Annotated in this window: 19 protein-coding genes; 9 read left to right on the top strand and 10 right to left on the bottom strand. The window is 64.9% G+C overall.

What is annotated here, in order from left to right; all coding sequences use genetic code 11:
- Positions 1-18 precede the first annotated feature (18 nt).
- Positions 19-324 carry a hypothetical protein gene (locus AB7G19_RS24590; RefSeq protein WP_135216870.1) on the top strand — a complete coding sequence of 102 codons (306 nt, stop codon included), beginning with the start codon at positions 19-21 and terminating at the stop codon, positions 322-324.
- A gap of 78 nt (positions 325-402) precedes the next feature.
- Here AB7G19_RS24590 and AB7G19_RS24595 read toward each other — a convergent pair whose 3' ends face one another.
- Both AB7G19_RS24595 and AB7G19_RS24600 read right to left on the bottom strand, forming a co-directional pair.
- Positions 403-1,014, bottom strand: coding sequence for a GNAT family N-acetyltransferase (locus AB7G19_RS24595; protein WP_028147806.1), 612 nt, complete (start codon positions 1,012-1,014; stop codon positions 403-405).
- A 162-nt stretch (positions 1,015-1,176) separates the two neighbouring features.
- Entirely contained in the window at positions 1,177-1,578 is a 402-nt protein-coding gene (locus tag AB7G19_RS24600) for a PaaI family thioesterase (protein ID WP_028157491.1), read from the bottom strand.
- 119 nt (positions 1,579-1,697) lie between these two features.
- Here AB7G19_RS24600 and AB7G19_RS24605 point away from each other — a divergent pair, with 119 nt between their 5' ends.
- Positions 1,698-2,486: a cobalamin-binding protein gene (locus AB7G19_RS24605; protein WP_441268169.1), complete on the top strand. Its 789-nt coding sequence runs from the start codon at positions 1,698-1,700 to the stop codon at positions 2,484-2,486.
- Between the two features lie 180 nt (positions 2,487-2,666).
- Here the strand turns inward: AB7G19_RS24605 and kynU are convergent, their stop codons facing one another.
- The 5 genes from kynU to AB7G19_RS24630 form a co-directional block, all read right to left on the bottom strand.
- A complete protein-coding gene (gene kynU, locus AB7G19_RS24610; protein ID WP_354131228.1) occupies positions 2,667-3,869 on the bottom strand; it encodes a kynureninase in 1,203 nt (400 codons plus the stop codon).
- A gap of 7 nt (positions 3,870-3,876) precedes the next feature.
- The gene (gene kynA, locus AB7G19_RS24615) at positions 3,877-4,716 is read right to left on the bottom strand and encodes a tryptophan 2,3-dioxygenase (RefSeq protein WP_135216868.1); all 840 of its coding nucleotides are present in this window, start codon (positions 4,714-4,716) and stop codon (positions 3,877-3,879) included.
- Positions 4,717-4,750: 34 nt separating this feature from the next.
- The gene (locus AB7G19_RS24620) at positions 4,751-5,560 is read right to left on the bottom strand and encodes an alpha/beta hydrolase (RefSeq protein WP_135216867.1); all 810 of its coding nucleotides are present in this window, start codon (positions 5,558-5,560) and stop codon (positions 4,751-4,753) included.
- 372 nt (positions 5,561-5,932) lie between these two features.
- The gene (locus AB7G19_RS24625; RefSeq protein WP_135216866.1) at positions 5,933-7,210 is read right to left on the bottom strand and encodes an ArgE/DapE family deacylase; all 1,278 of its coding nucleotides are present in this window, start codon (positions 7,208-7,210) and stop codon (positions 5,933-5,935) included.
- Between the two features lie 52 nt (positions 7,211-7,262).
- Positions 7,263-7,988 (bottom strand): pyridoxamine 5'-phosphate oxidase family protein, encoded by a 726-nt coding sequence (locus AB7G19_RS24630; protein WP_441268170.1) that lies wholly within the window; start codon positions 7,986-7,988, stop codon positions 7,263-7,265.
- 75 nt (positions 7,989-8,063) lie between these two features.
- Between AB7G19_RS24630 and pdxR the strand changes: the two genes are divergently transcribed.
- Together pdxR and AB7G19_RS24640 are read left to right on the top strand one after the other, a co-directional pair.
- Positions 8,064-9,533 carry a MocR-like pyridoxine biosynthesis transcription factor PdxR gene (pdxR, locus tag AB7G19_RS24635; protein ID WP_354131227.1) on the top strand — a complete coding sequence of 490 codons (1,470 nt, stop codon included), beginning with the start codon at positions 8,064-8,066 and terminating at the stop codon, positions 9,531-9,533.
- A gap of 67 nt (positions 9,534-9,600) precedes the next feature.
- Positions 9,601-9,846: a DUF6719 family protein gene (locus AB7G19_RS24640; protein ID WP_071914551.1), complete on the top strand. Its 246-nt coding sequence runs from the start codon at positions 9,601-9,603 to the stop codon at positions 9,844-9,846.
- Positions 9,847-9,849: 3 nt separating this feature from the next.
- On the opposite strand, the gene AB7G19_RS24645 is transcribed toward AB7G19_RS24640, so the two are convergent.
- A complete protein-coding gene (locus AB7G19_RS24645; protein WP_063983641.1) occupies positions 9,850-10,215 on the bottom strand; it encodes a hypothetical protein in 366 nt (121 codons plus the stop codon).
- Positions 10,216-10,274: 59 nt separating this feature from the next.
- Positions 10,275-10,439, bottom strand: coding sequence for a hypothetical protein (locus AB7G19_RS24650; protein WP_354131226.1), 165 nt, complete (start codon positions 10,437-10,439; stop codon positions 10,275-10,277).
- A 413-nt stretch (positions 10,440-10,852) separates the two neighbouring features.
- Between AB7G19_RS24650 and AB7G19_RS24655 the strand changes: the two genes are divergently transcribed.
- Positions 10,853-11,056 (top strand): hypothetical protein, encoded by a 204-nt coding sequence (locus AB7G19_RS24655; protein ID WP_354131225.1) that lies wholly within the window; start codon positions 10,853-10,855, stop codon positions 11,054-11,056.
- 33 nt (positions 11,057-11,089) lie between these two features.
- Here AB7G19_RS24655 and AB7G19_RS24660 read toward each other — a convergent pair whose 3' ends face one another.
- On the bottom strand, positions 11,090-11,638 hold the full coding sequence (locus tag AB7G19_RS24660) for a CreA family protein (protein ID WP_028157500.1): 549 nt from the start codon (positions 11,636-11,638) through the stop codon (positions 11,090-11,092).
- Positions 11,639-11,846: 208 nt separating this feature from the next.
- On the opposite strand from AB7G19_RS24660, the gene AB7G19_RS24665 reads away from it, so the two are divergent.
- From AB7G19_RS24665 to AB7G19_RS24680, 4 genes are all read left to right on the top strand, one after another.
- The gene (locus AB7G19_RS24665) at positions 11,847-13,466 is read left to right on the top strand and encodes a L,D-transpeptidase (RefSeq protein ID WP_354131224.1); all 1,620 of its coding nucleotides are present in this window, start codon (positions 11,847-11,849) and stop codon (positions 13,464-13,466) included.
- Between the two features lie 110 nt (positions 13,467-13,576).
- A complete protein-coding gene (locus AB7G19_RS24670; RefSeq protein WP_247311262.1) occupies positions 13,577-14,143 on the top strand; it encodes a glutathione peroxidase in 567 nt (188 codons plus the stop codon).
- Positions 14,144-14,309: 166 nt separating this feature from the next.
- Positions 14,310-15,323, top strand: coding sequence for a polysaccharide deacetylase family protein (locus tag AB7G19_RS24675; protein WP_028147793.1), 1,014 nt, complete (start codon positions 14,310-14,312; stop codon positions 15,321-15,323).
- A 7-nt stretch (positions 15,324-15,330) separates the two neighbouring features.
- Positions 15,331-15,882 (top strand): dihydrofolate reductase, encoded by a 552-nt coding sequence (locus tag AB7G19_RS24680; RefSeq protein ID WP_028147792.1) that lies wholly within the window; start codon positions 15,331-15,333, stop codon positions 15,880-15,882.
- Positions 15,883-15,927: the final 45 nt, after the last annotated feature.

Below are 15,927 nucleotides of genomic sequence, written 5' to 3' on the forward strand. Positions count from 1 at the left end.
CATCAAACCGAGGCCGTTATGAGCGCAGACTGGAACACCAAATATGGCACGCGGCGCGTGCGCCACGATCCGCCGACCCTGGACGAGGCGATCTTCGCCGCCGTCGGCATCACCGACGATCACGAGCAGCAGGCGGAGATCGCGGCAGCGCTGATGGGGATGCCGCTCGAAATCGTGCAGGCCGAGGTGAAGAAGCAGGCCCGCACCAACGGCCGCATCACCGCCACGCGCGTGATCGCAGGCGAACAGGGTGCGCAGCGCTCGGTGGTGGTCGAACGCCGTGTCGTCCGCCGCTTCGGCAACGACAAGCGCACCGGTACCTGAGCGCTCAATTCCCCATCTCAAATACGAAAGCGGACCGGTTTTGCCGGTCCGCTTTTTGATTCCAGTCCGCTTTTAGATTTAGGCGGCGCGATTGCCGTACATGCTGGAGATGATCTTCCAGCAGGTCGAGTTGAAGCTGAGAAGAGCGCGGCCGGCCGTGAAGGGCGAGGCCGCGAGTTCAGCGAGCTCGGCCTCGGGCGTCTTGGCGAGATCGATCGTGCCGGTCGATTCGCCATGACGGAATTGCAGATTCGCCCCGAACTTCCTGGCGAGCGCCCGCATGGCGTGATTCTCGGCGCCGGTCGTGATGCGCAGGCGCTTGTAGCCTTTCCAGCGCGCTTCCGCGATCAGCCGGCTGAACAAGATGGTGCCGACATTCTGGCGCCGTGCCGAGGCTTCCACGCTGAAGGCGACCTCCGGCAACGAATCGTCCTCCGGCGGATGCAGCTCGGCCGCACCGCGGACCACGCCGTCGACGATGTAGGCGACAATCACGGTGCCGTCCTCGGCGCAGCGGGCGGCGTAACGCTCGATGAAGCTGTCGTCGAGAAAGCCGTTGAAACGGTCGTGCCGGCTTGCGGAATCAAGCCTCAGGAGGTGATCGCGCAGAAGCGGCAATTCTTCCTGCTGGCTCAAGGTCCGCACATAGCCCGGAACGGGCGTCGTGCGGGTCGTGTCTTCAAGTACCACGTCAAGTACCACGTCAAAACTCCTCTTGGTGTCCCTCGAGGAGGCGTTCGAATCCCTAGGCCCCCAATATTGTGCGTCGCAGCATATTTTTCAAGACGGGAACCTGCCCAAGTTTCAGGCATCGAAAGCGACCAATTCGTTAATAAAATCAAGCCCCCGTAGTCATACGAGGACCAGCTGGGTCTGGGTCACCACGGCAACCAGCTTGCCGTCCTCGGTCTCCAGCCGGGTGCTCCAGACCTGGGTCCGCCGTCCCCGATGGACCGGTGTAGCCGTGGCGATAACCGTGGTTCCCTCCTTCGCCCCACCGATGAAGTTGGTCTTGCTCTCGAGCGTCGTGGTGCCCTTGGCATCCTCCGGCAGATTGATCACGGTCGCGGCGGCACCGACGGAATCGGCGAGCGCCATCACCGCGCCGCCGTGGATGGTGTGGTGGAGTGTGCAGAGGTCGGGCCTGACCGTCATCCGCGCCACCACGCGGTCTTTCTCGGCCTCGACGAATTCGACGCCCTTGAGCTCGGCAAACGGCATCTTCATCGCTTTAAGTTTCTCGAGCGGCGTCATCGGATCTCCTCCCAATTCATTGTTGTTTCAGCGTGAATTGCTTCGGGCGGCAAAGCAATGACGTCCGAGGTAATGGCCCTGCTGACATCGGCGACGGCATTTGCGCATATGCTCTTCCCATGCGCCACTTCCCGCCCCGCCGCATCGTCTGCCTGACCGAAGAGACGGTCGAAACGCTGTACCTGCTCGGCAAGCAGGACCGCATCGTCGGTGTCTCCGGCTACGCCGTCCGCCCGCCCCAGGTGCGGCGGGAGAAGCCGCGGGTGTCGGCCTTCGTCTCCGCAGACATCCCGAAGATCCTGGCGCTGGAACCGGAGCTGGTGCTGGCCTTCTCCGACCTCCAGGCCGGCATCGTCGCCGATCTCGTGCGCGCGAGCGTCGACGTCCATGTTTTCAACCAGCGCGACATCGCCGGGATTTTGGCGATGATCCGGACACTTGGTGCGCTGGTCGGCGCCGCTGAACGCGCCGAAGGCCTTGCCCGTGATCTCGAACGGCGCCTCGCAGAGATGGCGGCAACACCTCGCCCCTCGGCGCGGCCAAAGGTCTATTTCGAGGAATGGGACGATCCGTTGATCTCCGGCATCGGCTGGGTGTCCGAGTTGATCGAGATCGCCGGCGGTCAGGATGTGTTTCAGGAATTGCGACATCGGCAGGCGGCAAAGGATCGCATCGTCTCGGCGGAGGCGGTGCGCGAGGCAGCGCCCGACGTGATCCTTGCCTCCTGGTGCGGCAAGAAGGTCGTCCCTGCCCGCATCCGCGCGCGCGATTGCTGGAACGAGATCCCCGCCGTGCGCGACGACCGCATCGTCGAGATCAAGTCGCCGATCATCTTGCAGCCGGGGCCGGCGGCGCTGACGGATGGGCTCGATGCGATCGTGACGGCCTTGTGGGGTAGACTCAAATAGCTTGATCGCGGCTCTCGTGTCCCGGACGCGCTGCAACGCGCCAGCGTTGCTGCGCAGAGCTGGGACCCGTCTCGATACGGAGTTCAGTGCAGCGTGGGCCCCGGCTCTGCAGCGCACCGCACCGGACGATGCTTCGCATTGCCGGGGGCGCTGCGCCGCGTCCGGGGCACGAGACCTTCTTCAGGTCACCGCGTTCACGACCTGATATTCCGGCCGACGCCAGACCTCGCCTGCAATCACCTCCTCGATGATCTCGGCTGCTCGCATGATCTCGCTCTCCCCAATGTAGAGCGGTGTAATCCCGAACCTCATGATGTCAGGCGCGCGGAAATCGCCGATGAGGCCACGGGCGATCAGGGCCTGCATGGCGGCGTAGCCGCCGTCGAACGCGAAGGAGACTTGTGAGCCGCGGTGCTCGTGCGCGCGCGGGGTGACGAGCTTGAGCTCGGGGCAGCGGCGTTCGACCTCGGCGATCAGGAGATCGCCAAGGGCGAGCGAACGCGCACGGACCTCACGAAGGTCGACCCTGTCCCAGATGTCGAGCGAGGCCTCCAGCGCCGCCATTGCGAGCACCGGCGGAGTGCCGACGCGCATGCGCTCGACGCCGCCGGCCGCCGCGTAGCCAAGCTCGAACGCAAACGGCTTGGCGTGGCCCATCCACCCCGACAGCGCGGCGCGCACGCCGTCGGCGTGGCGCGGCGCGACGTAGAGGAAGGCCGGCGCGCCGGGGCCGGCGTTGATATATTTGTAGGTGCAGCCGGCGGCGAAATCGGCACCGCAGCCAGCGAGATCGACCGGCAGCGCGCCGGCCGAATGCGCGAGGTCCCAGACCGTGACGATGCCGAGCGCATGCGCCTTCGCGGTGAGCGTCGCTATGTCGTGGCGCCGTCCGGTGCGATAGTCGACCTCGGTGATGTAGAGGACCGCAATCTCCTCCGACAACGTGGCCTCGATCTCCTCCGGCGCCACCAGGCGCAATTGATGGCCGCGGCCGAGCGTCGCGATCAGGCCCTCGGCCATGTAGAGATCGGTCGGAAAGTTTCCGGTGTCCGATAGCACCACCTTGCGCGAGGCGTTCATGTCGAGCGCGGCGGCGAGTGCTTGGTAGACCTTGAGCGACAGCGTGTCTCCGACCATCACGGAGCCGGCTTCCGCACCGACCAATCGCGCGATGCGGTCGCCGACATGGCGCGGCTGGGCATACCAGCCCGCACTGTTCCAGGCGCGGATCAGCTCGTTGCCCCACTCGGCCGTGATGACGTTGCCGACGCGCTCGGCAACGCCCAGCGGCAGCGCGCCGAGCGAATTGCCGTCGAGATAGATCACGCCCTCAGGCAAATGGAACAAGGCCCTGGTGTCGTCATAGACGCGAAGCTTGGTCATGGGATCTCTACAGAATCGTGCGGACGCGCCAGAGCTCGGGGAACAGCTCGACCTCCAGCATGCGCTTGAGATAGCTGACGCCGCCGGTGCCGCCGGTGCCGCGCTTGAAGCCGATGACGCGCTCGACCGTCGTGACATGGTTGAAGCGCCAGCGCCGGAAGTAGTCCTCGAAGTCGACCAGCTTCTCGGCAAGCTCGTAGAGCATCCAATGCGTCTCCGGCGCTTCGTAGACGATCCGCCAGGCCTGGAGCACGCCCTCGTTGAAGCTGTGGGTTTCGCGAACGTCGCGCGCCAGCACGGACGCGGGCATCTTGAGCCCGTTGCGGTCGGCGAGCCGCAGCACCTCGTCGTACAGGCTCGGCGTGGCAAGCTCGCCTTCGAGCACCCTGGTCGTTTCCACGTCGTGCGCGTGCGGCTTGAGCATGGCGTGGTTGCGGTTGCCGACCAGAAATTCGATCAGCCGGTACTGGCGCGACTGGAAGCCCGAGGACTGGCCAAGCTGCGAGCGGAAACGCGTATACTCGCTGGGAGTCATGGTGCGCAGCACGTCCCAGGCGCCGTTGAGCTGCTCGAAGATGCGCGACATCCGCGCCAGCATCTTCATCGCGGGCTGCACTTCGTCCCTGGCGATGGCGCGGCGCGCAGCGCTGAGCTCGTGGATGGCAAGCCGCATCCACAGCTCCGTGGTCTGATGCTGGATGATGAACAGCATCTCGTCATGGGCCTCCGAGAGCGGATGCTGCGCGCCGAGGATCGCGTCCAGCGCCAGATAGTCGCCGTAGGACATACGCCGGGCGAAATCGGTCTCGGCGCCTTCGCTCGTGGGATCGTAATCGCTGGACGTCATGGCAGGCCCTTTCGATCGATCGATCCTCGCCGCGTCAGTCGAGGCCGATCAGGCGCGCGGTGATCGGGGACGACGGATCCTTCAGTCCGTCGATCACCGTAAAATGGTTGAGCCCGGGATCGACGACGAGGCGCGTCGGCACGTCGAAACCGGTCCAAACATTGGCGATCAGATCGGACTGGCGCATGAATTCGGGCCGCTCACCGCCGCCGACCCAGGCCGTGACCGGCGAATGTCCCAGCGGCAGGTGCAGCGCCGCGCTTTCAAGCGTCGCCTCCTCCATGGTCATGCGTAGCGTGTCGTTCATCTTCGTCTTGAGCAGCGGTCGCAGATCATGCAAGCCGCTGATCGAGAGCGTGCCGGCGATGCGGTTGTAGACGGCAGGCTCGAGCCGGCTGTCGTTGCACAGCATGCGCGTGACGAGATGGCCGCCCGCGGAATGGCCGGCGAGCCGGATCGGGCCGGAAACGAGCGAAGCCGCCTTGGCGATCGCGGCGGTGATCTCTGCGGTGATGTCGGAGATGCGGGCGGCCGGCGTCAGCGTGTAGCTCGGCAGCGCCACCGTCCAGCCGTGATGCCGCGCGCCTTCGGCCAGATCGGTCCAGGTCGACTTGTCGAAGCGCATCCAGTAGCCGCCGTGCACGAAGACGACGAGGCCCTTGCTGTCGCCGTCGGGCAGGATCAGGTCGAGACGCTGGCGCTCGCCCGGGCCGTAGGAGACGTCCGCGCGGAAGTCTTTCAGGCCGGCGCGGTAAGCCGCCGCCCGCTCCGCCCATTGGGCCGGCATCTTGTCCGAGCCCGGGATATGGGCCGAATTGGCATAAGCATCATCCCAATCGCGCATCGTGACACCCTAGGATTCGGCCGTCGAACCGGGCGCCAGTCTGCCACCAGTCAGGACGGCGTCCTAGTCTTTCTTTTAAGCTTAAAGTATTTGATCGCGCCCGTGTTTCAGGCAGTGGGCGCTCCAACCGAGGTGCCGCAGGGTGGGCAAAGCGATTTGTCCGCCGTAGCTCGAAGAGCGAAGGCGGAAGCGTGCCCACCCTTTCGCGCAAGATCGAAGAGAGATGGTGGGCACGGCGCAAGGGCGCCTTTGCCCACCCTACAGGACCGTCCGCCCATCATTGCGAGCGCAGCGAAGCAATCCAGTCTGCTTCCGCAGCGACGCTCTGGATTGCTTCGTCGCAAGGGCTCCTCGCAATGACGGCGGAGAGACCTACGCCTTCTCCACCCCGCACCAATCCGCGATGAACAGGGCCATCGCCTTGGTCGACTTCTTCAGCGACTCCAGGTCGACGAATTCGTTGAAGCCGTGCATCTCGCCGCCGCTCGCGCCGAAGCAGAGGCTCGGGATACCGTGATTGAGACCGTAGAAGCGGGTGTCGGTGAGCGCGGTGAAGACGAGGTCTTGGATTTCGCCGCCATAGACGGTGTTGAAGGCCTTGCCGAACGCGGCCTCGGGCGCCGCGGCGTCGGTCAGTTCATACCCCTCCGACAAAAAGCCCGACCATTCGACCTCCGGCGGATTGTTGGCGAGGAAGCGGTGGTTGCGCGCGGCAGCCGCAACGCAGGCCATGATCTCCTTCTGGTGATCGGCGATCGACCAGCCCGGCAGGACGGCGATACGACAATCGACGTCGCACCAGGCCGGCACGCTGGAGGCCCAGTCGCCGCCCTTGATGATGCCAGGGTTGAAGTTGATGGGATGGTTCAGCGTCTTGAAGTACCGATCGGCTTTCGCGCGCTCGTTCCATTCGATCTCGAGTTTCTGCAGCGCCTGGATCAAATGATAGGCCGCCATGATTGCGTTGGCGCCGGAGCCGGCGAAGGCAACGTGGGTCGGATGGCCCTTCACGCGCAGGCGAAACCAGATCACGCCGACCTGCGAGCGCACCATCTTGCCGCCGGTCGGCTCCGGGATGAAGCAGGCGTCGGCGCGATAGCCGCGCTGCAATGTCGAGAGCGCGCCGACGCCGGTGCTCTCCTCCTCGATCACGGACTGGAAGTGGATCCGCGCCGTCGGCTTGAAACCCGCCGCCTTGATCGCATCCAGCGCGTAGAGCGCGCCGATCGTGCCCGACTTCATGTCGCAGGCGCCGCGGCCGAACATCTTGCCGTCCTTGATGACCGGCGAGAATGGCGGCGTGTCCCACAGTTCCAGCGGCCCCGCGGGCACCACGTCGCAGTGCCCCTGGAGGATCAGCGATTTGCCGCCGTTCGTTTGCGGGCGGTAGGTGCCCACCACCGTGCGCGCCTTGGAGAAATCGTGCTCGATCGGACCGAAACCACGCAGATCCTTGAGGTCATCGACATCGATGTGCCAGTCGTCGACCTCGTAGCCGCGTTCGCGCAGGAGGTCGCCGATCATGTCCTGGCACGGCCCCTCGGCCCCGCGGGTCGAAGGGATCGCAACGAAATCGCTTGTGGTCGCAAGCTGGGCTTCGAAGCCGACATCGACGGCGTCAAGAATCCTCTGCTGCGTTTCGGCATTCATCAGGCAACTCCAAGCATCCAATTGGTCAATGGTGCGCGCAAGCTAGCCGATTTCAGCCGTTCGGGTACTCCACAAAATAAGCATCCCGCAATGCATCTTCGAGCAGCCGGCCTTCCGAATAGCCATTCAGCGTCGCAGGCCGGGTTACACCATCCAGCAGGCGCGAGCACGGCTCCGGCGCGCCCAAGACGGTGCGCACGGGGATGCACTCGGCATAGATCGGCAACTCGTAGTCCTCGTCGTCATCGGCGACACCCTTGGCGCGGACTTTGGCCGAGGCCTCCTCGATCTCCATCGCGATGAAGGAGGTCGCCTTGATCTCCTGCGTGTTGCTCTGACGCAGGGTCGCGGTGCGGTCCGGGAAGAAGCGATCGACCATGGCGATCACCGCCCGCTCCTTCTCCTCGGAATCGGTGACGAGATAGGCAGTGCCGAACGCCATCACGGCGCGGTAGTCGGCGGAATGGTTGAAGCCGCAACGCGCCAGCACGAGGCTGTCGAGATGGGCAACGGTGAGGCAGACGCGCTCGCCCCTGGTCTGATTGCGCAGCATGCGGCTCGCGCTCGAGCCGTGCCAATAGAGTTTTGTCCCTTCGCGCCAGAAGAAGGTCGGCGTGCAATAGGGCTGGCCGTCGATGACATAGGAGACGTGGCAGAGCATCGAGGAATCCAGGATGCGGTGAACGGTGTCGTGATCGTAGAAGCCGCGGTCGTGACGGCGCTTGACCTGGTTGCGCGCTGACGTCGGATAGGAATTCTGGCGTTCAGTTTGGCTCACGGCCGCTCCTGTCGGGCTTGGAACAATTCCAGGAGAGTTGTAACCGCGGATTTGGTCTGCGATAGTGCCAATTCCATGCGAAAAATTCCAACCAATTCACCCGCGCCCGCCAAGGCGGAGTTGCCCCTCGACCTCACCGGCCCGCACATCACCGCGGTCGCGTCGTCGGCGCACCGGCTGTACCAGGCGTTGTGCGACATGATCGTCTCTGGCCTCGTCAAACCCGGCGAGCCGCTGCCGCCGTCGCGGACACTGGCCAAGCAGACCGGCTTCCGCCGCAACGCCGTCGTCACTGCCTATGAGCGGCTGATCGCCGACGGCTTTGCCGACGCGACCGTTGGCTCCGGCACTTTCGTCGCCGCGCGCATTCCGGCGCCTGCGGCCGATTCGAAGAAGCCGAAGGCCGTGGTCGAAGCACCGCGGCAGGGCGCGTTCTCGCTCGGCTGCACCCATATCGACGAGCGCGCGGTGCAGCGCTTCCGTGCCTTCCTCGGACGGCGCATGCGCGCGTTCGGACCTGAGCATCTGCACTATGGTGATCCCCGCGGCAGCCGCGAGCTGCGCTCCGCGATCGCCGATCATCTGCTGTCAGCGCGTGGCCTGCGCTGTGACCCCGATCAGATCATGCTGACCTCGGGCACGCTGCACGCGTTGCGCATCGTGCTGAGCGCGATCCTGAGGCCCAACGATCAGGTCTGGTGCGAGGACCCGGGCTACCCCGCCGCGCGAAACACCATTTGGCATTGCGGTTATCGCGCCGTGCCCGTCCCCGTCGACGAGCACGGGATACGTGTCGCCAAGGGCCGCACCGCCGTATCGTCCGCACGCGCGGCCTATGTGACGCCGTCGCACCAGTTTCCGCTGGGCGTGCAGATGTCGATGCCGCGACGGCTGGAGCTGCTGGATTGGGCGAAGCAGGCCGGCGCCTTCGTGCTGGAGGACGATTACGACAGCGAGTTCCGCTATGACGGCGCGCCGTTGATGTCGCTTGCCGGCATCGATCATCTCCAGCGCGTGATCTATATGGGCACGTTCGCCAAGACGCTGTTTCCGGGCCTGCGCATCGGCTATTGCGCGCTGCCCGAGCGGCTGATCGCGGACGTCACGGCCGCGCGCGCCGCGCTCGACCGCTTTCCCGGCACGCTGATGGAGGGCGCGGTGGCCGACATGCTCAATTCCGGCGCGTTCGCCGCCAACCTGAAGCGGGTACGAAAGCTCTATCGCGAGGCGCGCGACGCGCTGGCTGAGACCCTGGAAACAGCATCCGACGGCGCGTTGTCGGTGCCTGTGCCGTCGCAAGGGCTGCACCTCGTCGCCCGGTTCGATCCATCGGTCGAGCTGTCGGCGGCGGCAGAAGCGAAGCAGGCGGCAGGCGCGGAAGGCTGGCTACTGGCCGACACCTATTCGCGCGCGCGTCCCCTGCCCGGGTTCGTGCTGGGATTTTCCGGCCACGCGGTTCCGCAACTCGTGGCCTCCGCCGAACGGCTCGCGCTGGAGTCGCGTGGCGCCTTGCGCGCGAGGAGCAAATCGGCCCGGCGGGCGTGACGAACGTTCACTATGAGAATCGCCTGCCGCTCCCTACATTGCGGCATCGATGCCGGGACCTCACATCATGCTGCTGCGCCGCGCGACCTGCCTCTCGCTGCTGATCTCGGTCGCCCTCGCGACGGCGGCGCATGCCGTCACTGTCGGACGTGAACAGGACATCACCGATCTCAAGCTCGGCCAGCGCGTGCAAGTGGATGACGGAACCTGCCCCGCCGGGCAGGTCAAGGAAGTGCGCGGTGCGAGAATGACCGACAAGGGCGTCGCGCGGACCATCGCCTGCGTTCCGCGCTTCGGTCCGAAATCGAAGTGATGGTTACGACTTCGCCGGGTCGAACATGCACTGCAAGGTCGGTTTGGCGATCTTGGTGAAGGTCGAGCCGATCTCGCCCTGCTTGGACGCGGGCACCCAATCAGTCTCGATCGTTGGCACGCCGGTCTCGCTGATGCCGCGCAACAGCGCCTCGCGCAGATCGCGGTCCTCGACGGCAGCAACGGCGTGATCATGCAGGCAGCCGCAGACCTCCTCGGGATGCTCCCAGCGCCCGAGCATCCGCGGCGCACACTGACGCATGAACTCGCTGCGGGGATCCGGTAGCCTCGAAGGAGCGCGAACCTGCGCGTGGGCAGCGCTGATCGTCAGAAGCGAAACGAACGCTGCGGCGCAGAATCGGACAATCATGATGGCCTTTATCGGCTGGTTTTTCTTGTGATTTTTCTTTTGATTTTCTTGGCTGTCGATCAGAAACGCGCAGCGACCACGATCGGCTGCGGCGCCGTGGTGGTGACCGGCGAGCCGCTGTACTGGAAGGTGCCGACACCCGGGAGATTGCCGTCCGGCGCCCCCGCGAACGAAGAGCCGGCGAGCACGAAAACGAAGGCAAGGATGAAGCTGAGCGTGCGCATGATCTCGTGTCCCAATTCCTTGGCCGGCGGTGCGTCGTCGTTGTGAAGCTGATAACCATGCGTCGTTTCGCGCGTGATGCGCCAAAAGCGGAAAATGGTTTCGTCTTTGTGAGAATTGTTTCGTCACGCGCTAGGCGACGAAACATTCAGCGGAAAATCCCAGTCTTTTCAAATGGGTCGCGCCGCGCCTGAAAGTGGCCTTGCAGGCTCTGTCCCTGCTTGGAAGCAGACCCACACTGCGCGCCGTCACACGCACGCCTTCCGCACTTCACATGCATTTTACGTTTTTCTGCTGAAGAGAAGCCCGAACGGGGGCTGGGTTCCGTCGAACCGGGCGCGATTCGACTGCGACCCAAGCCATCGAAACCGAGAAGCCCGGAACCACCGGGCGCGTTCAGTTGAGGGATGCCATCATGACGGCGCAAGATCGCGCAACGCCGCGCGACGCGGACCTGCGGACGGACCGCGCCGACCAGCGACCCAGCCGCGTCGCTTCAATCGGGGCGATGTCGCTGCAGTCGGACCGCGGCCACGAGGCCGCGCCACAAGCATTCGTGCGGCTGACCGGCTCGCATCTCGCAAAACCGCGCGCCAGCCGCACTCTCGTCACTGAGTGAACGCAAGAGCGTCACTGAGTGAACGCACGCGCGTCACTGAGTGAAGAACTCGCCGCACTTCTGGACGTTGGCGTCAGCCGGTCCCCACGGCATGACCGGTACCGTCGAGGTCGAGTTCTTCGGCGAGCCTTCGATCAGCCGGTCCGAATAGACCATGTAGACCAGCACATTCCGCTTGGCGTCACAGCCGCGCACGATCTGCATCTTCTTGAAGAACAGCGAGCGGCGCTGGCGGAACATGTCGTCGCCCTGCTCCATCTTGTTCTTGAACTTGATCGGACCGACCTGGCGGCAGGCCAGCGAGATATCCGAGACCTCCTCGGCAAGGCCGAGCCAGCCCTTGAAGCCGCCCTTCTCCGGCACCGTGAAATGACAGGCCACGCCCTCGACTTCGGGGTCGTCGAGGCCGTAGGTCGCGAGCTTGTCATTCGGGCTCATCCATTTGAATACCGTCGAGCGGCGGAAGATCAGATCCGGCTCGTCGGCGGCGATTGCAGAACTCGCTGGGACAGCGAGCAACAGGAGGAATAAAGCAAGGCCTTTCAAGCGGATGCCGGAAAGACCGGGGAAACGAGATGACATGAAGTTCTCCGGTAACAAGTCCCGGCAATGTAGGCATGCGACAGCCGGTCAGGAAGACGACCGGGAGCCAACGCGGCCGCCGTTTACCGCTCCGTGAGGCTTTTTTGCTACGTCATGGACAAAATTCGCTGACGGCAGAACTGCCGTGCTAGTGAACGCGTATCCCCTCTGCGAGACTAATTTCTGAGTTGGATTGTGGATTCGAGGAATGAATAGCGTGAACGGGGCCAGTTTTTCTGCCAGGCCGGCCCGGCTGTGGCAGGTCGCCATTTTGACGGCGGCGGGTGCGATTGGCTTGACCAGCCAGGCGGACGCGGCGTTCTACTACTGGAGCGACTACTCCGACGGGTCCTACGCCGCCCGGCAGGAGCGCTATCCCGACATTCCCCGGCAGAAGCCTCAGAAGCGCAGTACGGCTGGCAAGAAAGCGGTCGTCGCCGAGAAGGAAGCCGGCACGAAGCCGCAAGGTCCGCTCGTGATCGTCGTGTCGATCGATCGGCAGAAGGTGACGGTCTACGACACCAACGGCGTGTTCGCGGAATCCGCGGTGTCGACAGGCATGAAGGGCCACTCGACGCCGATGGGCGTGTTCAGCGTGATCCAGAAGCACAAATTCCACCAGTCCAACATCTATAGCGGCGCGCCGATGCCGTACATGCAGCGGATCACCTGGTCCGGCATCGCCATGCATGCCGGCGTGCTGCCGGGCTATCCGGCCTCGCACGGTTGCATCCGCATGCCGATGGCGTTCGCGGTGAAGATGTGGAACTGGACCAGGATGGGCGCGCGCGTGATCGTCTCGCCCGGCCAGATGTCGCCGCAAAATTTCTCGCATCCCCTGCTCGCCTCGGTGCGCGTGCCGCCGCAGCCCGCCGCCAGCCTGGAGCCGCAGACCAATGTCGGCGACAAGGCCGACAAGGGCGCCGCACCAACCAAAGTCAGCGAAGCAAAACCCGTCGAGACGAAGACCGCCAGCGCGGAGAGCGCGCTCGAGCTGCGTTCGTCGCTCGGCCATACCGTGATGTCGGATGCCACCACCGGCAATGCACCGGCGCGCGCGGAAGCAGCCGCACCAGCCGACAAGGTTGAGGCCAAGTCTGAAAAGAGCGCCGAGGCATCTGCCCCGGTCAAGCCGCAGTCGGAAGAAGCAGCCAAACCCGCAAGCACCGACGCAAAGCCCGTTGAGGCCGCGGAAGCGCCCAAGACTGCAGAAGCGCCCAAGGCTGAAGCCGCCGAGCCCGCGAAGAAGCCCGATGCGCCCGCTGCCGCACCGGCGCTCGCCGCCTCGCCCGACGCCAAGAAGGACGAGACCCGCGTCGCTGATCCTGCGCCTGCCGCGAAGCCGGAGACGCCCAAACGGGCCGGCCAGATCGCGGTGTTCATCAGCCGCAAGGACTCCAAGCTCTACGTGCGGCAGAACTTTGCGCCGCTGTTCGAGGTTCCCGTCACGATCGCTGCGAGCGACCGGCCGCTCGGCACGCACGTGTTCACCGCGGAGGTCGACAAGACCGACACCAACGCGTTGCGTTGGTCGGTGGTATCGCTGCCGGTCTCCGCCCGCGCCGCCGCGCGCGAGGATGACAGCCGCGTGACACTCCGCCAGCGTGGCGCCGCCGTGATCCCCGTCGCCGCCAAGCCCGTTACAGCCAAGCCCGTGGTCATGCCGGACAGCCCAGCCGAGGCACTCGACCGTATCTCGATCCCTGCGGACACCATGGCGAAGATCAACGAGATGCTGACATCGGGCGGCTCGATCATCGTCTCCGACCAGGGCATCAACCAGGGCGAGACCGGCGAAGGCACCGACTTCATCGTCCGCCTGTACTAGAGCGCTTTCGAGCGAAGTGGCGCCGCCCCGCGTCCGATAACGCGGTGTTGACCAGGCGCGTCGCGCCGACGCAGTAAGGTGCGTCCCGGATCACGTCGGGGGACGTTGCCATGCTGAACCGCAGGACCATGCTCGCCGCGCTGGTCGCGACTACCGCGTCTGCTGGACGCAGCCGTGCCGATGGCGGCATGAGCCGAATCTCGGCCTATGCCTTCTCCTTCCCTGCATTATCAGGCGACGACATCCGCCTTGCCGCGTTCACGGGCAAGCCGCTGCTGGTGGTCAACACTGCTTCGCTCTGCGGCTACACTCCGCAATACGCCGGCCTGCAAGAGCTCTGGAGCGAGTTTCGCGAGCGCGGGCTCACCGTGATCGGCGTGCCCTCCAACGATTTCGGTGGCCAGGAGCCCGGCGGCACCAGCGAGATCACGGAGACTGCACACCACCAATACGGCGTTACCTTCCCGATCGCGGCCAAGGCCGTGGTGCTCGGCGCCAAGGCGCATCCGTTCTACAAATGGGCGGCCGAGGCGCGCCCCCGCGACGTTCCGCGCTGGAACTTCCACAAATACCTGATCGGGCGCGACGGCTACATTGCCGAGGTGTATCCGTCTGCGGTCGATCCGACGGACACACGGGTCAAGACGGCGATTGCGAAGGCGCTGGCCGACAGCTGACACCCGCAAGCCCGCATCCGGTTGGGCACAATTGTGGCGGGGTGCCAAACAGCCGTTGCAATGACGAGGGCCCACCATCTAGGCTAGGACTATCAAGGGGCAGGATGGTTTTGCCAGAGGCGAAAAGCTGCGGCGGAACAACGGGATCAATCTCGAGGACAACACCATGCGTGTGGCGGCAGGACTGATTTTGGCAAGCGCGATGTCGGTTGCGATGGCAGGCGCAGCGTGGTCGCAGACCCCGGCCGCAAAGCCCGCAGCCGCCACACAGGCGGCACCTGCTGCAGCCCCCGCCGCAGCACCGGCGCCCGCTCCCGCGGCGGCAGCCGCTGCGCCGACGCAAGCGGCCTTCCCGCCCCCGCCCAAACAGGCGCCCCAGCCCGCCCGCGCGGCCTGCAACACGCCCGGCGCGCTCGGCGTCGCCCGCACGGTTGAGATCGACACCACGGGTGGTCCGGGCTTCGGCTTCGAGCATTTCAAGGAGCTCGACTTCCTGCGCGACAAGGAGGTCGTGCTGACCTTCGACGACGGCCCCTGGCCGAAGAACACGCCCGCCGTGTTGAAGGCTCTCGCCGACGAATGCACCACCGGCATCTTCTTCTCGATCGGCAAGCACGCGACCTATGAGCCGGAGATCTTGAAGCAGGTCTATGCGGCCGGCCACACCGTCGGCGCCCACACCTGGTCGCACGCCAACCTCAACAACAAGAAGCTCACGGAAGCGCAGCGCAAGGAAGAGATCGAGAAGGGATTCTCCGCAGTGAAGTGGGCGCTCGGCGGCATCTCGCCCTCGCCGTTCTTCCGCTTCCCGGCGCTCCAGCACCCGCCGGAGATGGTCACCTATCTCGGCAACCGCAACGTCGCGATCTTCTCCTGCGACATCGACTCCTTCGACTTCAAGGCCTCGAAGCCCGAGAAGGTGATCGAGACCGTCATGAAGAAGCTCGACACCAAGGGCAAGGGCATCATCCTGATGCACGATTTCCAGAAGCACACCGCCGAAGCCCTGCCCGAGTTGCTGAAGCGGCTGAAAGCCGGCGGCTACAAGGTCGTGGCGATGCGCGCCAAGTTCCCGGCCTCGACGCTGCCGGAATACGACCAGGAGCTGCTCAAGGACGTCAAGCTGCCGACGGTGAGCACGCGCCCGGTCAATTCCGTCGTGACGACGGTCTCGGAATAGACCGCAATTGTCTTTCCGGTTTGAAGGTTACGTCATCATATCGGCGGACGGCATGCTTGCCGATCCGTCGCACATCATGCCCTCAACGTTGGTGTTCGAAGGCGACAAGCGCTTTTTCGAGCAAGCGCTCGATCGAGCCGCGGTCGTCGTGCACGGCGGACACTCGCACGAGCAGCAGCCGAATTCGCCGAAGCGCAAGCGGCTGATCCTCACCCGCAAGATCAAGGCACTCACCGTCGACCCGGAGATGCCGAACGCGACGCTGTGGAATCCCGAGCATGCGAGCTTCGAGGAGGCCTGCGCTTTCGCCGATGTCGCCTCCGGCACGGTCGCAATCATCGGCGGCCCCGTCGTGTTCGACATGTTCATGGACCGCTACGACACGTTCTGGCTGTCGGAAGCACCGCATGTGCGGTTGCCCGGCGGCGAAGGCTGCTTTGTCGGCGTGCCGGAGCGGACGCCGCATGAGGTGCTGGCGTCACACGGGATGAAGCCGGGGGCGCCGTATCTGCTCGACGCGGCGCATGACGTCACGGTGACGCCGTGGCGTCGAGTCTAGCGCAGGCGATCTGCGCTACGGCGTCGGAAGGTGATAGGCCAGCAC

The sequence above is a fragment of the Bradyrhizobium sp. 215_C5_N1_1 genome (assembly GCF_052075935.1).
Taxonomy (GTDB): domain Bacteria; phylum Pseudomonadota; class Alphaproteobacteria; order Rhizobiales; family Xanthobacteraceae; genus Bradyrhizobium; species Bradyrhizobium barranii.

Coding starts and splice junctions, on each gene's coding strand:
- AB7G19_RS24675 (WP_028147793.1), top strand. CDS start 14,310: ATGCGTGTGGCGGCAGGACTGATTTTGGCAAGCGCGATGTCGGTTGCG.
- AB7G19_RS24620 (WP_135216867.1), bottom strand. CDS start 5,560: ATGCGCGATTGGGATGATGCTTATGCCAATTCGGCCCATATCCCGGGC.
- AB7G19_RS24650 (WP_354131226.1), bottom strand. CDS start 10,439: ATGCGCACGCTCAGCTTCATCCTTGCCTTCGTTTTCGTGCTCGCCGGC.
- kynU (WP_354131228.1), bottom strand. CDS start 3,869: ATGACCAAGCTTCGCGTCTATGACGACACCAGGGCCTTGTTCCATTTG.
- AB7G19_RS24660 (WP_028157500.1), bottom strand. CDS start 11,638: ATGTCATCTCGTTTCCCCGGTCTTTCCGGCATCCGCTTGAAAGGCCTT.
- AB7G19_RS24605 (WP_441268169.1), top strand. CDS start 1,698: ATGCGCCACTTCCCGCCCCGCCGCATCGTCTGCCTGACCGAAGAGACG.
- AB7G19_RS24590 (WP_135216870.1), top strand. CDS start 19: ATGAGCGCAGACTGGAACACCAAATATGGCACGCGGCGCGTGCGCCAC.
- AB7G19_RS24600 (WP_028157491.1), bottom strand. CDS start 1,578: ATGACGCCGCTCGAGAAACTTAAAGCGATGAAGATGCCGTTTGCCGAG.
- AB7G19_RS24655 (WP_354131225.1), top strand. CDS start 10,853: ATGACGGCGCAAGATCGCGCAACGCCGCGCGACGCGGACCTGCGGACG.
- pdxR (WP_354131227.1), top strand. CDS start 8,064: ATGCGAAAAATTCCAACCAATTCACCCGCGCCCGCCAAGGCGGAGTTG.
- AB7G19_RS24640 (WP_071914551.1), top strand. CDS start 9,601: ATGCTGCTGCGCCGCGCGACCTGCCTCTCGCTGCTGATCTCGGTCGCC.
- kynA (WP_135216868.1), bottom strand. CDS start 4,716: ATGACGTCCAGCGATTACGATCCCACGAGCGAAGGCGCCGAGACCGAT.
- AB7G19_RS24625 (WP_135216866.1), bottom strand. CDS start 7,210: ATGAATGCCGAAACGCAGCAGAGGATTCTTGACGCCGTCGATGTCGGC.
- AB7G19_RS24665 (WP_354131224.1), top strand. CDS start 11,847: ATGAATAGCGTGAACGGGGCCAGTTTTTCTGCCAGGCCGGCCCGGCTG.
- AB7G19_RS24670 (WP_247311262.1), top strand. CDS start 13,577: ATGCTGAACCGCAGGACCATGCTCGCCGCGCTGGTCGCGACTACCGCG.
- AB7G19_RS24645 (WP_063983641.1), bottom strand. CDS start 10,215: ATGATTGTCCGATTCTGCGCCGCAGCGTTCGTTTCGCTTCTGACGATC.